The organism is Novosphingobium sp. P6W (assembly GCF_000876675.2).
Classification (GTDB): Bacteria; Pseudomonadota; Alphaproteobacteria; order Sphingomonadales; family Sphingomonadaceae; genus Novosphingobium.
Map to the genome: position 1 here is coordinate 29,383 of NZ_CP030355.1, position 13,723 is coordinate 43,105.

Genomic DNA, 13,723 nt, shown 5'->3' on the forward strand with positions numbered 1-13,723 from the left:
TGCGCACGGATCTCGAAGAAAGCTTGTCCTCCGGCAGCGTTGCACCGGAGGACAAGCGGTGTCACCAAGGCCACAAGCGCCGCCACCAGGGCTGGGGTTCCTTCACCCATCGTGCGAGGATCAACAGCGCCATGGTGAACTGTTCCATCACGTCCTGTACACTAATGGCGTATCGCTCGGCGAGTTCAGGATAGCTTAGATCTTCGAGGCGAATGGCCAAGAGGATTTCGCGCTGCAGAGGGCTCATGCGCTGCAGGGCTGGCCGGACCCGGCGCAGATACGCACGGGGGGTAACATCGCGGCTCATGACAGGTCCCCCAGTTCGCGAGCGAGGATACGGTAGGCACGGCCAATACGCCTTTCGACCTGCCTCGGGGACAAGCGCGTTATCCGGGCGATTTCGCTGACACCCATGCCTTCGAGGCGCATGGCCAGAAATATCTCCCGGTCCATTTTCGCCAGCTTGAGCAAGGCTGCCTCGATCGGGTGCAGGCGTTCGGGATTGGAATCAGACAGCGCCATTTTCGCCTCCGTCCTGACCGCCGAAAGCGAGGAAGAAATCGCTCGCCTTGCTGGCAGCGCTTGCGGCGCGGAAGATGGCCTTTTCATCGGCCCGCATCACCTCGAGCCACGCGCCTATATAGTCGCAATGACGAACGGTGGGCTGGATGCCGAGCGAAGCGCAGGCAAAGGCGCTGGTCAGTTCGGCGCATAGCTCCTCGCGCGCGTAAGAGGCTGATCCGAAGGCGCCCGACTGATCCCGGTTCAACCGGCTAGCATGCCCGGTCCAGTGGCCGCCCAGTTCATGCAGCGCGGTGCGATACCAGTTGACCGGCTCGTGAAAGGCAGCCTGCGGGGGAACCTGGACGTAGTCCTCTGTCGGCGAATAGAAGGCCTGATCGCCTCCAATCCTGAAGTCCGCCCCGGTTGCTGCGATCAGCTTGTCGGCCTCGGCGATGGCAAGGACCGGATCACGCGGCACGGACATGCTGACCAAGTCGGGCGCAAGACCCTCGCACTGGTCGATATTGAAGACCGTGAAACGCTTCAGAAAGGCAACCGTCCTCGCCTCACGCTCCTCGCTGCGGGCTTTCTCGGCTTCGTTCCTGGGCGTGAAGCGGTCGGCATAGCAGATGACCGTGCCTTTCTCGCCGCGCCGGACATATCCGCCGGCCTGTTCTGCCTGCCGGTACGTCAGCCAGCGCTGCGATGAAAAGCCCTGCCCTACCCCGGCCGCCCAAAGAATGAGCACATTAATCCCAGAGTATTTTCTCCTCGACAGACCATTGTGGGGCATCGTGCACGGGCACCGCGCGGGATCCCAGGGCTGCACCCAAGGCAACCGTCCCTCTTCCAGCTCGGCGATGATCTGGGCAGTAACCTCGCCATAGAGGCTCAGACGTTCGGTCATGTTCGTATCACTCCTTTCCTCAACCGCCATTGACCGGCGCCAGGGTGGCGGGGGGCGGCAGGAGCAGGCTCGACAACCCCGCCGGCCAAGGCGGGGCGCACTTGCAGAGCCGCAATGAAATGGAGGACCTGAGCGTGCTCAGGTTGCGCCCCGGCGAGGCGGGGTTACAGAGCAGCGACGCCCCCCGTCACCAAGGTGCCGAAGGCCCTGCCCCGCCGCGCACGATGCGCGGCGACCGCATGCGGGATACGCGGGTCCCGCCCGGATCCGCTCCAGGCGGACCGGATGCGTCATGCGATCGTCACGGCTATGCCGCCGAGACGCTGCAGGCGGCTTGGCCGGAGCGTGAGCGCAGGTAGAGCGCGATCAGGCTGAAGCCTGGGACGCCAATCCCTTCTGGGGGTATTCCCTGCCCCCGAACCCATGACGGCTTCTTACGACGCCTTGGCGGGAGGGCGGCGATGACGGCGGCGATGGCCCGTCACGAGATAAACATGGTCGATCACGCCGCGTAACAAGGTCACAACCTGCTCGGCGTGAAAGCCTCCGTCGTCGGGCTTGGGGTTTTCGGCGAGGCTGCTGGCGTTCCACTTCCAGTAGGGACACAGGACCTGCGCCAGTCGGGCGGTGTCGCTGCATTCGTAGCCAAAGCCGGTCGCATTGGCGTAAGCGAGCGCTCGGCTGACACGAAGACCGATGTGGCGGGCACACCAATCATCGGGAAAACCGACATCCAAAAGATGGGATGACAGCGCGAGCTGCGCGGTGATGCCGGCGAAGTAGAGGAAACTGGAAAAGTCACGCGGAGCATCCGGATCACAGGACGGCATGAAACCCTCAGCGCGGTGAATGCGTGCCCGGCTCAGGGCACGCCCTTCCCCTGTTCGCAGCAACTGGACGGGCTCGGCGCGGTATGTCCGCAGCAAGGCTGACAGCGTGACGCTGACAGGCATGACCTGGGCGGGAACGCTTGCGGCCACGCGCGGGAGCGCGCGGCGCGATGGGGCAGGAACAAGGTTGTTCATAGGCACCTCCGATCCGCATCGATGCGAAATACGGGAGGAACGAGCCGGATGCGAAAAAAACAGTCCCGAACTCCCGCACGCTAGGCGCGGGAGCCGCCGGAGCTGGTAACATGCAAGTGACATGCGCCGCCGCCTTTCACCCGAAGGTTTGGACATACGCGACGGCACCCCGGAAACCGAAGATTCCGAGCTAGCTCACTTGCGGGATTACCAGTCCCGGCGCCGCCTTTTGCGCAGCGCACCCCATTTATAGCAGAGGCGATTCCTCGCGCCAAGGGCAAGGCGCTTTCCATGCCGCCGCCTCATCTGGGCACTCAGGTACCGTAAGCAGCCCAAGTTCGGCGTTTTCGTGCCTGGTAGAATCTAAGCGTTCAGGTAAATGTTACCGATCAGGCCGCTCACGCCCACAGATAAGGATGCTTCAACAGCAGGGCTTGCGCGAGGATCAGTGTTTTGGCGTCCGTCAGCCCGCCTGAGAGAGCCAGCTCCCGTAAGGTATCAAGACCGATTTCGTGGACCGTGATGTTTTCGTTCTCACTCTGGCTGCCGCCGCCCTCGCCTACCCGGTCAGCATGAGTATAGGTGGCCAGGAAAAGTTGAATGCGCTCAGTCGAGACGGGCGGCAATGACCACATGTTCGTTACCGGCTCGAGCGCGCCAAGGCGTAGGCCGCCCTCCTCAAGGGCTTCTTCTACAATCCGCACCTGAGGCGAGGCGCCATCCAGATTGCCCGCGATTGCTTCAAGTAAGGGCGTTTCCCCCGCTACCAATACACCCGCCCGGGGTTGTTCAATAAGCATGCATACCCGGCGATCCGGATCATAAGGCAATACCGCCGCTGCAGAACCATTATCAAGCAGATGCCGTTCGACGACGGCACCATCCGGCATTGAGATATCGAGCCGGTAAAACTTGTACCACCCATTGTAGACAAGGGTTTGATTGGTGATCCGGGCAGCTTTCATGCGCGCGGCGCTATAGGTTGATTACGTTGCAAGCGTGATTCCTTTGACAATTACTGCGGTCTTTTTGGTTGGCTCTGACTGCTTAACAGCCAAGGCATTTTTTGCTTAAAGACCTTTCTTTGTGTATACAAATACACAGATCGCAGCGTAAGTTCGACATCCAACAATTGGCCGTCTAAAGCCTGCCGCACATCGCTTTTGACGGAGCCACAATTGCCGCTAGATAATGAAACCTTGATCGCCTTGACGACTGATATTGTCACTGCACATGTCAGCAACAACACCGTCGACACCAGCAGCTTGCCCAGTCTGATCCAGAATGTCTTCGGTGCATTGCAAGCCACAGGTGCACCATCGTTGGCGGCCGAACCGGAAAAGCCAAAAGGCATGGTTTCCATTCGCGCCTCGGTAAAGCCTGACCGCCTTATCAGCATGATCGATGGCAAGCCTTACAAGATGCTAAAAAGGCACCTGTCGCTGAACGGTTACACTCCGGAAAGCTATCGCGAGGCATTTGGCCTTCCGAAAGACTATCCAATGGTTAGCGCGGAATATGCCGAAAAGCGTCGGACGCTCGCTCACAAGATCGGCCTTGGACGCAAGCCCAAGGAAGTTATCAAGCCTGTGAAAAAACCACGAGCGAAAAAGGCTCCCACAGCAAAGCCGGCAATCGAATCTGCGCAGCAGCATTCGGCGACGCAAGGTGACCACAAAGCTTGACAGGACCATCCGTCCGGGCTCTGCCGCTGCAGGGCCTGGACGGACTGATCATACCCCGCGCGCGCTCGGTTCGCCTTCAGGCAGGTGACAATCGCAGGGATGTACGCTGCGTAGGCGGGTGCGATGTCACGGCTCCAGGCCGTATCCAAACTGGACCGGTGACATCTACCAATCTCGCCCGCGCGTGGTAATCGGAACGCAGCGCGGGATCAGGTTAAATGCCTGCGCGCGAACGTGGGAAGCCTGAGGCAGATCAACGGAATTTCATGCGTTGATCTGCCATTAACAGGCCAATTATTGCCGCATAAGCTGTGACGGGTATGTGCAAATATCCTGTAACTTGGGTTCGTTCGGGTTAGTCACAGCGTCTATAAGCGACACCAATGCGCCGCTCAGCATTTGCCCGCCGTAACAGCAATCGGCGGACGAGCGCCACCGCCTTTTCCGGCTGCTCGAAGACAACCGTTCGCGACTGTCCTCTCGATCCTATGCGCCCCCAGCCCCATTCGACGACGGTCCACCCAAACAGATCGCGCCGCTTACATATCCGCCAAGTGCGCGATATGTTTCGGGACGGGTCAACCGCCCAAAGCTCGAGAATTTCCCCGTACGCGGGAAGTTCTATGTTCGGTATGGCAGTTAGCGCAAGCATGGTTGCCATGCTCGTGAGGTTCGACATGGGCGTCCAACGCGAAAATTGAATCAGTCTGGCCCTGCTGATTCATTCTCCCGATCAAGGATCGGTAATGTTCAAGGATAGGTAATGTTCAAGGATAGGTAATGTTCAAGGATAGGTAATGTTGATTTGAGGATGAAATAACGGTAAATGCACGGCTACCGCTGGGTGGCGGCATTTGCAAAATCTTTTTTCCTCGCGTTCAGCAATGAAACGCGGTTGAACACTTCTGCATGGCTTGTTGGAGTTCTCGAATTTGCCTTCGCCTCTCAGGTCCCGTAACAGAAATTCCATAGATATGGCACCTATTCGATCTCGTCAGCGGTATCGGATGCAGTGCTATCTGGCATTGGTTACAGCTGATATATGTGCGATTTTCATCGGATTTGCCGCGGTTGAATATTTGATTTCAGGCGTATCTGGATTTTACAGAGGTCTGATTATTGCTGATCTGGTTGTTCCACTATACATGATGATTGGCCTCTATAATCGGGCCTATTCTACCTCGGCTCTTCAAGACGCATGGGTGGGTATCTTCCGGTCGGCGACGACTATGGTGATATCGGTTGTCTTCGTCGTTTTCATGCATTTCCTAATCCGCCCGGGAGCCGATATCTCGCCCTGGGGCGTCAACTGCGGCGCGTTCGTTGCCATGCTGTCAATTGCTTTTGCCCGGTTGCAGCTACGTAGCTTTGTCCGATGGCGGTGCGGTGAGAATATTCTCAACGAAATGATCATCGATGACGGAGGTCCCAATGTCGAAATGAAGGGCGCCATCCGCGTTTCGGCCGCAGCACTGGACCTTCGTCCTAATCTGCATGACCCTGATGCTCTTGATCGTATCGGCCTTATCCTTCGAAACCTCGACCGCGTCATCGTTAGCTGTCCCCCTAGCCGCCGTGTGGACTGGGCCATGATGCTGAAGGGCGCGAATATCGATGGCGAAGTACTGGACGATGAAGTCGTTCGTCTCGGAGCGCAAGGTGCCCGTGTCGCCGGCAATCACGGTCTGTTGATGGTTTCGGCAGGTCCACTTGGTCTTCGCGAACGCGCACTAAAACGCTTATTTGACGTCGCTTTCGCCGGCAGCGCTGTTCTTATCCTGTTCCCGCTGCTGATCGCGGTTGCCGTGGCTGTAAAGTTGAATGATGGCGGATCTGTGTTTTTCATGCAGCGCCGCATGGGTCGGGGCAATCGCTTCTTCAACATGTATAAGTTTCGATCGATGTCACAAACCACATCCGGGATTGACGGTACTATCTCGGCATCCAAGGATGACAAACGGATCACCGCTGTTGGCCGGTTCATCCGCAAGACCAGTATCGACGAATTGCCTCAGTTATTCAACGTGTTGCTGGGCGACATGAGCCTCGTAGGGCCACGTCCGCATGCGACGGGTTCGCTTGCGGGTGACAAGTTGTTTTGGGAAGTCGATTTACGCTACTGGCAGCGTCACTCCCTCAAGCCTGGCCTTTCAGGTTTGGCGCAAGTCCGTGGTTTCCGGGGGGCTACCGACCAGGAAGCCGACCTTATCAATCGTCTTCAGGCGGACCTCGAATATCTGGAAGGCTGGTCGATAGGGCGAGACCTTAAGATACTTTTTCTCACCCTAAGGGTTCTTGTACACGACCGCGCCTTCTGAGGCCGCCGTTATGCAGCCTGATATTGTATCAACGCATGGGTGCCGCTCGGTAGTCGAGCGGCACGGTCCTTATTTTCCTTCAATCAATGAACGGAATTCCTCGATTGTCTGCCAATAGGAACGGTGCCCCCGTTGGTTTGTGTACTCGACAAACCAATCTAGGGTATCCTGGGGGCCTTTGACAAAAACGCTGGTCTGAGGCTGTGTCGAGCGCCGTCGACGCCGGTTTGTCTCTCCTGCCCCGCGATCAACGAAGCCTAACGCGTCGCCGCGGCGGATCGCGGCTTCTTCCAACGCCGGATCAACAGCCATAGGCCTTCTTTCGATGCCGGTAAAATCCAGCCTGTCTTCGATCTCCGCCCCGGGATCCGGCAGCAAACTTGCAGTAGGTTTTTTGCCAAAGCCGTAACCGGTCATTTTTGCATCTCCATTTGCACCGCTGCGACGACAGCGCGCGCTACCTCGTAAGCATTCTTCTTTGCCGCCGGCACGCCTGAGGTGTTCGCCTCGTCCAGCTCTTCAAGCGTCGATGAGAAATCGAAGATGTCTCGGTAAGCGGCGCGTTCGACAAGCCCGGCAGGAAGCAATGGCAATTGTGCTTCATTGATTGCGGTCACAATGCGTTTGGCGGTCTTTGTCTGGATCGCAGCATTGTCCCGGCTGCGGACCAAGCGAAAGGGAATCGTTCGCCCGAGCGCTTCGGCTTCTTCTTGGATCAGACCGACAGCGTTAGCGGCCAGTTCAGCATCAATCGGCGAGAGATTGAACGGGATGAGGACAAGGTGTGAGCGAGCGAATGCCCGTGAGGTCATGCGCGATGCCGTGCCCTCCAGATCAATCAGAACGAAATCGTGCGATGCCGTATACTGGTCGACTAGCCTCACCAGTTCTGATTCCTTGGGACTTGCGACGATTTCGAAAGGTATAGCGCGCCCCTCGCTTGCCCGCTTTCTTCCCCATGATGCGATAATTGCGTTCGGGTCGGCATCGATCACGGCAACAGTTGCACCGCTTCTGGCTAGCTCACAGGCAAGGATGAATGTCAGCGTGGTCTTGCCAGCCCCGCCTTTGGGGTTCGCAACGGAAATCGCCGGCATTGTTCTAATCTCCTTGGAAAACCCGGATAGGCATTCACATTCCTATCCAAAGCCAATCTATATCGCAAGGATATACATATACGAGCGGTAGGCATTCGATATTCTATCGCTATTCCGTCGATAGGTATAGGAGTTGGATATCGATAGGATATCCAAATTAAAAGGATATCTCACGCCTATCGTTAACATTTTTGGTTTTGCAAGCAGTGACCAAGGCGGGCACGCACTCTGTGATCTGCAGCTGGGTCAGCATGCTTAATTGCAATTCGGCAGATACCGTCCAGTGTGGAAATCAATATAGATTCTCTCGGAGCGAAAGCCCGAATAACGGTATGGATAGTAGATATGAGAATACCACTTACGGATTGATCTATAATCAATTCCGTGCTGTCGATTGGAACTAAGCTAATTTAGCACACAATATCTAAGCCACTTAGACCCGCTGATAGCACTTGCGACGCATAGCGTCGCATATCCACCTTTCAGGATTAGGTTTGACGTTCGATTTTTCCCTCACCGCGCCTTTTACGAGCGTCGAGAAATGTTCCACGTCGGCGGTTCTGGACATGTTGGTTGTGATTCTGTGATTATAATAGAATTGAGTTGTGTTTGCGTATCAGTTTGAGACTCACGCTCCTGCCGATCCAATGCGGCTCCAAGACGGGCAAGGACCTTGCCCAAAGCGCCATCGACGCTGGTTTCCGCTAGCTCCTGGCATGAAAGCTGTGAACGCATATGCTCCAGTTCTTCGGCGCGTTCAGCCTGACGATGCAATTCGTCGTCGGGAGTTGGGGCAGGGCGCATCCAGCGCGGTAGGTAGTCGAGGATGATCCGGGGCAAGACTGTCCGGTAGGCGTTCGACGTCTGTTTTAACCGCGGACCTGGGCCTTCGACGTTTTCAACCCGCTTGAACCGCCTTTGCCGTACGAGAAAACCTATCGACTCCAGAATGCGCAACGAGCGTGCCACCGTGGCGCGCCCGAGGCTCGTCGCCTGTGCCAGGTAATCGTAGCTTGGGAACACCTGGCCCTTGTTCAAACGAGCGAGCGTCAGAATCTCTTCTAGGACTCGTACGCTGGCGCTTGTTAAGGTTGTAAGGAGGCGTTCGCGAGAGGTGAGGGGGCGTGCGTCGCGCCGAGCTTCGCTGCGTAACTGCTTTCCGGCATCGAGAATGCGCCGCGCTGCGCGTAACAGACGGTCGGTTTCTCCCTTTGCGGGCGGCACAAAAAACACATGTTCGAACGTGCCAGCTTCCACACTATTGCGCAAAATCCGCGCAGCGGTCGGATGCGGGGCGCTGTTCCTCGCTTTGTGCTTCTGCAGTTTCGTTCCCGCAAACGCGCTCAAAAGCGCATTGCCAAGAGTAAGCGTCGCCATTCGTCCCTCCGCACAGAGGGCCGTCACCAGGCAAAAAGAGGGCGTGGCGCGAAGCGCGCATCCTTGAAACCATGTTCGATATGGAGTATGGAGAAGGGGTTAGTTGACCCGGTTCGACGTTTGGCGACGTCGCTCCACTATCCAAATGGGATGCCCGGCCTTCGTGCCGGGCTTTCTTTTATGTGGTCACAGCCACCCCTTCATTACGATCCTACCAGCCACCTGCTGGCAGCGGGACAATCGCAGCAATCCCGAGGCTGCGGAAGGCCTAACGGTTCGTGCTTTCGCGGAGGATAAGGCAAAAAAGCTCGTGCTTTCGCGGAGGAATTCGCAAAACTTCGTGCTTTCGCGGATGAATTTCGGCGGCGGATTCGTGCTTTCACGGAGGAATTGAACTGACCTGAAAGTCGTCTCGAATCAGTCTTGGGCAATCTCGCTTGAGAGCGTCTTCGGCTTGGCTTGGATGAGCACAAGACAGTGAGCCGCCCGCCGCCCGCGTCCTTTGGGCTTGTCGCCAAGCGGTATGCTCTCCGTCAAAGAGAGCATGTAATCCGGGATGGAGTTATGCTCGGCAATGGCCTTAAGCGCGTGCCTGAAGTGGGGGAGGGAGTTCTGGTATCCAAGCTGGAGTCGCAGTTCATCCAGTTCGATCTCATAAGGGCCATCGCCGCAGGAAGACCGGGCGATTTCATAAAGCCGCCGCTCGACTGGCCCAAGCTGAAAATACGTCGCTGCGTAATCAAGAACTTGGCGATCTCGCAGAATGGCACGATACAGCCAATCGCACAGGCGCACCCGAACCGCCTTCAACCGGCGTTCGCGTTTACCGTCTTCAGACCTTGAGTAGTAGAGCAAAGCTTCCGAAAGCCATGAGAAGTAGCCTTCCTGGCCTTGGCCTCCGGTTTCGATGTTGGTCTTGATTTGCGTGCCTTGAAGACGCTCAAGCGCCTGTGAGAGCCTTGCATAGGAGCGGGCAGAGGGGTTGTTCCCGGTGACGCAGAACAAGTCATGTGCGGTGAAATAAAAATCAGGCGAGACCTCTTCCCCGGTCTCAAGCTTGGCGATCATGAGGCTAGCGATATATAGCACAATCTCCTTGTCGTAGATCGTAGCTGCACCGTTAGCGTTGGGCACGATCTCGATCGAGACCGCGTCGGTCTTGTACGCGAGGGGCTTCGTCCATTTGCCCTTGCTCAAGGAAAAGAACGGATAGGCCATCAGCGATCGCTCTCCACGGACCTCCGTCATCAGCGGGCTATCGAGGAAAAATAGCTCACGTTGGTCGGTCTTCGCTTTGCGCTCAGCCATTCATAATACTCCAATCGCTAGTCGGCGACTTCATCCGCGAAAGCACGAATTCGCAAAGGCTCATATCATCCGCGAAAGCACGAACTGGGCTCAGCCAAAAGCCAAACTGAACGATTGCCCGCAAGCATGGCGCCCAAATTCGTGCTTTCGCGGAGGAAATATCATAACCAAGTTTCAGCCCTGATACCAGCAACTGTCGCGCCGGAACGTTAGACCGGTTGCCGACCACTGCGAAGCGTTTGGGATTGCACTAAACCGCTGAGGTGGGAGGCGGGGGGGCAGAATGGCCTCTGATGAGATGGTTTGTTTGCTGGACCAACCTCCAATGAGCAGATCATCCCTGCGGATTCCGTATATGGACGGCCCGGTACTCCTCCCAGAGCACCTGCAGCGTCACGTGTTTGCGCTTCAGTTCGCGCGCTACCACCGGCCAGTCCGGCTCGGGCAGCTTGCGCCGGCCAGGCTTTACGCCGGGAATGCCGTAAAGCCGTTCCTCCAGATCCGTATCGCCAATCTCAGGCGGAACGGCCAAGCCAACCCCGAACGATCGAACCGCCGGAGCGTGTCGCGCAAGCTTGCTGACGAGGCCCGCTACGATGGTATCAGCGTGCTGCGCACCAATGCCCGGATCACCCCGCTGCAGGCCGTCATCCGCTACCGTGATTTGCTTCAGGTCGAGGCCCTGTTCCCCGTCGCCAAGGCCAGCTTCGATACCCGTCCCATCTTCCATCAGTCCGATGCCGCTATCCGCCTTCAGGCGCATGCAGGTCGGAATGACAGCAGCCACGAAGGCGATCACCGACAAGTTGCTGACGGCAAGGATCATCGCATCCGATGAGACGTCCACGCGCACCAACGGCATTGCCCATTGGCAATGGGTCTTCCTCTCGAAAGACGCGGTCCTGCACAAGATCGCCCCGCGCCGGGCGCGCAGTGTTGTCGACGAGGTTCTGGGTGGCCATCAACCCGACGTGTGGGTCTCCGATCGCTACGCCGGACAGCAGGAACTGGGCAAAGAGCATCAGGTCTGCCTCGCCCATGTCCTGCGCGATGTTCAGTATGCCATCGACTGCGGGGATACCGCCTTCGCCCCCAAAATCCGCGACCACCTGCGCTGGGCGATCCGGATCGGCAAGCGACGAAGCAGCCTGAAAGACACGACGCTGGCCGCCTACGCCGCGAAGGCCGACAATCTGCTGACCCGCCTGGTACAGATGCCTGTCGCGCACCCGGCGGGACGTGTTCTGCTCAAACAAATCAAGGCCTGGCGGGGCAAGTTCTTCGTCTTCCTCACCAACCGCGACGTCCCTGCGACCAACAACATATCAGCGCGCGAGATCCGCCCCTCGGTCGTGTTCCGCAAGGTCACCAACGGCTTCCGCTCCGACTGGGGCGCCCAGATCCACGCCGGATATCGCTCCGTCACCGGAACCGCTCGTCTCAGCGGCAAATCGGCGCTCGTAGCTATCCGCGAACTCGTCGACGGCAGGTTCGTGATCGCCTGATCAGGGCTCAATTGCCGACCCCGTGAGCAATTACCCACCCCGGACCGGGCATCTTATTATGCCCAAGCAGGCGGAAATGTCATAAGACAAGATTAAATTTTGCCAAAGTCTTTTAAAAATAAGCTTCACAAAAAATGTGTTCAAAAATTCTGCTGATATGTATAAATCTGCATTAATTGATAATGCAGTTATTGAAAGCACCTGCGATGTTCCAAAATTACTTTAGAATTTTTTATTGTCCTGTTGTTACTAATAGCGAGATTAGGAGAATCGGGGAAATTTATACAGCTAACATTTTCCAATTTATTGTTAGAAAAAGAGAACGTTCCGCGCAATCCTTCTAAGTGAATAGCGTCTCTTGCTCCAGATTTCCCAGTGAAAACACAGTTTTCGACGAAATTACCATGCATAAACGAAGAGTCCTGACCTTTAATTGTCATAAACCGTATGACTTCACCTATATTAAAATTACAATTCTGAATAGAATTTCCAGTTATATGAAAATCTTCGCTACCTTTGTTTCCCATGTAAATTAATGAATCTGCGTAATCCCCAATAAATGTCAAAGAATCTATTTTTACATTTTGACTATTGGCTATACTTATTAAAAAATTTCTAGATCTGTGATGTCCTAGGTTGATAACAGAATTTTCTACGGCTAGATTTCTTCCAAACTCTTGAAAATAAAATCCTTGAAAAATTTCTTTATCATCTGATTTTGGTGAGAATATGAATTTGTTATTCCGAGATAATGTTTCAAGGCTGTTCAGAGACTGCTCTCCTATCGCATGGGAGAATGTAAATTGATTGTTGGTCCAGCGAACATATTGGAATGCATTCCCATATATTGCGGTTCTAGCGACAAATTCATTATCAAATATATCTACTCTAAGCATGGCAGAGTCGTTCATAATATGTCGACCCGACTCCAAGACAAGCCCACTTATCGTTGCATCTGAATAGAAAAATAGATTTATATCATTTCTAGCTATTATTTCATTTAAAGGTGTGATCTGCGCGTCGGTGGATATATCAATAGCCTCCCTTAGAATGAGAGAATTGTTTTTTATGCCAACAATATAGTTTAGCCAACCATAATGTGGAAGCCCAAAGTTCCCAGTTTTCCCCCACGCTCTACTTGTTACGTAAACTTGTGACCCGGTTTTATATCGTTTTGCTGAATTTTCATTCTCAAGCTTCACCAAATGGTCTCCAGCACGGACTGGTTTAAGCATGTCGTATTTAGCGCGATCAATGAAGTTAGGATGAAAATTGCCAGGTAAGAGAAGCGATTTTCCCTCAGCCGTAGATATGATACGTGGGCGACTGCCATCCCCTTTCAATGACACACCCGGCCGACAAATAATTGGGTTGTTGACATTGTAAAACGCAGGGACCGATGAGAATAAAACTGTGCCGCCGCCGTTAATCCATGCTGCATCGATAGCGGCTTGAATTGCTGGGCCGTCATCAAAGCTCGCACCTATTCCGCGTGCCCCATACTTGGCAGGATAAAACATAGGACGGCCAACGTCAGCAAGGAGACGTGCGTGCGAAGCCGCTGTTACAACGCCTGCTGTAAGGCCGATTAAAACGGTACGACGGTTGCAGCGTCGATTTTTCATGGCATGGTGTCCTTGTAGCTACGTTCGACTTGTATGTTTTTTTGAAGACCGCGCAGAATCTGTCGTTACTCCGATCTCCATTGAGCGCAGATGTATCATCCTCATCTCATCCTTCGATCTCCCGCCGCCGCCGATTGCTCGGCAAGTCCGTCCAACTCGGCGCGGGCGACGTCGAGATCATCGAGGCTCAGCGCCAACTGATCCGGACTGAGCTTTTCCGAGCGTTTGTCGAAGGTCGTACGGGTGATCTGATCGAGGATATTCTGCATCCGAGCTTCGCGCTCGAGTCCTGCTAGGACCATCGCCTTAAGTATGGCGATGTTGTCGGGAAGGTCAGCAGCTGTGGCGGACATGCGTGTATTGTGGCCGATT

Annotated in this window: 16 protein-coding genes and 2 pseudogenes; 5 read left to right on the forward strand and 13 right to left on the reverse strand. The window is 55.4% G+C overall.

Features of this window, described 5'->3' with window-relative positions; translation table 11 throughout:
* Positions 1-61: 61 nt before the first annotated feature.
* The 5 genes from TQ38_RS29050 to TQ38_RS29070 form a co-directional block, all read right to left on the reverse strand.
* Positions 62-307, reverse strand: coding sequence for a sigma factor-like helix-turn-helix DNA-binding protein (locus TQ38_RS29050; RefSeq protein ID WP_043979491.1), 246 nt, complete (start codon positions 305-307; stop codon positions 62-64).
* Positions 304-522, reverse strand: coding sequence for an RNA polymerase sigma factor (locus TQ38_RS29055; RefSeq protein ID WP_052505968.1), 219 nt, complete (start codon positions 520-522; stop codon positions 304-306). Before TQ38_RS29055 ends, TQ38_RS29050 begins: the two co-directional genes overlap by 4 nt.
* Positions 509-1,411, reverse strand: a complete 903-nt coding sequence (locus TQ38_RS29060; protein WP_052505969.1) for an ArdC family protein — start codon at positions 1,409-1,411, stop codon at positions 509-511. Before TQ38_RS29060 ends, TQ38_RS29055 begins: the two co-directional genes overlap by 14 nt.
* A 434-nt stretch (positions 1,412-1,845) precedes the next feature.
* Entirely contained in the window at positions 1,846-2,436 is a 591-nt protein-coding gene (locus tag TQ38_RS29065; protein ID WP_052505970.1) for a hypothetical protein, read from the reverse strand.
* Between the two features lie 398 nt (positions 2,437-2,834).
* Entirely contained in the window at positions 2,835-3,401 is a 567-nt protein-coding gene (locus TQ38_RS29070; RefSeq protein WP_113942137.1) for an ADP-ribose pyrophosphatase, read from the reverse strand.
* 213 nt (positions 3,402-3,614) lie between these two features.
* Here TQ38_RS29070 and TQ38_RS29075 point away from each other — a divergent pair, with 213 nt between their 5' ends.
* Entirely contained in the window at positions 3,615-4,121 is a 507-nt protein-coding gene (locus tag TQ38_RS29075) for a MucR family transcriptional regulator (protein WP_043979496.1), read from the forward strand.
* Positions 4,122-4,476: 355 nt separating this feature from the next.
* Here the strand turns inward: TQ38_RS29075 and TQ38_RS29080 are convergent, their stop codons facing one another.
* Positions 4,477-4,800 (reverse strand): WGR domain-containing protein, encoded by a 324-nt coding sequence (locus tag TQ38_RS29080; protein WP_370059867.1) that lies wholly within the window; start codon positions 4,798-4,800, stop codon positions 4,477-4,479.
* Positions 4,801-5,128: 328 nt separating this feature from the next.
* Between TQ38_RS29080 and TQ38_RS29085 the strand changes: the two genes are divergently transcribed.
* Positions 5,129-6,439, forward strand: coding sequence for a sugar transferase (locus tag TQ38_RS29085; protein WP_082057935.1), 1,311 nt, complete (start codon positions 5,129-5,131; stop codon positions 6,437-6,439).
* Positions 6,440-6,508: 69 nt separating this feature from the next.
* On the opposite strand, the gene TQ38_RS29090 is transcribed toward TQ38_RS29085, so the two are convergent.
* The 3 genes from TQ38_RS29090 to TQ38_RS29100 form a co-directional block, all read right to left on the reverse strand.
* Positions 6,509-6,856 carry a hypothetical protein gene (locus TQ38_RS29090; RefSeq protein WP_043979501.1) on the reverse strand — a complete coding sequence of 116 codons (348 nt, stop codon included), beginning with the start codon at positions 6,854-6,856 and terminating at the stop codon, positions 6,509-6,511.
* Entirely contained in the window at positions 6,853-7,536 is a 684-nt protein-coding gene (locus tag TQ38_RS29095; protein WP_043979504.1) for a ParA family protein, read from the reverse strand. The genes TQ38_RS29090 and TQ38_RS29095 overlap by 4 nt, the downstream gene beginning before the upstream one ends.
* Before the next feature lie 525 nt (positions 7,537-8,061).
* Positions 8,062-8,913, reverse strand: coding sequence for a helix-turn-helix domain-containing protein (locus tag TQ38_RS29100; RefSeq protein WP_082057936.1), 852 nt, complete (start codon positions 8,911-8,913; stop codon positions 8,062-8,064).
* A gap of 103 nt (positions 8,914-9,016) precedes the next feature.
* Between TQ38_RS29100 and TQ38_RS30390 the strand changes: the two genes are divergently transcribed.
* Positions 9,017-9,307: a hypothetical protein gene (locus TQ38_RS30390; protein ID WP_162792479.1), complete on the forward strand. Its 291-nt coding sequence runs from the start codon at positions 9,017-9,019 to the stop codon at positions 9,305-9,307.
* A 23-nt stretch (positions 9,308-9,330) separates the two neighbouring features.
* On the opposite strand, the gene TQ38_RS29105 is transcribed toward TQ38_RS30390, so the two are convergent.
* Together TQ38_RS29105 and TQ38_RS31620 are read right to left on the reverse strand one after the other, a co-directional pair.
* On the reverse strand, positions 9,331-10,221 hold the full coding sequence (locus tag TQ38_RS29105; protein ID WP_043979508.1) for a replication initiator protein A: 891 nt from the start codon (positions 10,219-10,221) through the stop codon (positions 9,331-9,333).
* Between the two features lie 334 nt (positions 10,222-10,555).
* On the reverse strand, positions 10,556-10,753 hold the full coding sequence (locus TQ38_RS31620; protein WP_043979510.1) for a hypothetical protein: 198 nt from the start codon (positions 10,751-10,753) through the stop codon (positions 10,556-10,558).
* A 39-nt stretch (positions 10,754-10,792) separates the two neighbouring features.
* On the opposite strand from TQ38_RS31620, the pseudogene TQ38_RS31225 reads away from it, so the two are divergent.
* Both TQ38_RS31225 and TQ38_RS29120 read left to right on the forward strand, forming a co-directional pair.
* Positions 10,793-10,972: pseudogene (locus TQ38_RS31225) on the forward strand (transposase); the annotation flags it as partial.
* Positions 10,968-11,726 (forward strand): annotated as a pseudogene (locus TQ38_RS29120) (transposase); the annotation flags it as partial. The pseudogenes TQ38_RS31225 and TQ38_RS29120, both read left to right, overlap by 5 nt.
* A 188-nt stretch (positions 11,727-11,914) precedes the next feature.
* Here the strand turns inward: TQ38_RS29120 and TQ38_RS30395 are convergent.
* A complete protein-coding gene (locus TQ38_RS30395) occupies positions 11,915-13,351 on the reverse strand; it encodes a hypothetical protein (RefSeq protein ID WP_162792481.1) in 1,437 nt (478 codons plus the stop codon).
* A gap of 101 nt (positions 13,352-13,452) precedes the next feature.
* Complete coding sequence (locus TQ38_RS29125) at positions 13,453-13,704, reverse strand: hypothetical protein (protein WP_043979513.1); 252 nt, start codon at positions 13,702-13,704, stop codon at positions 13,453-13,455.
* Positions 13,705-13,723 lie beyond the last annotated feature (19 nt).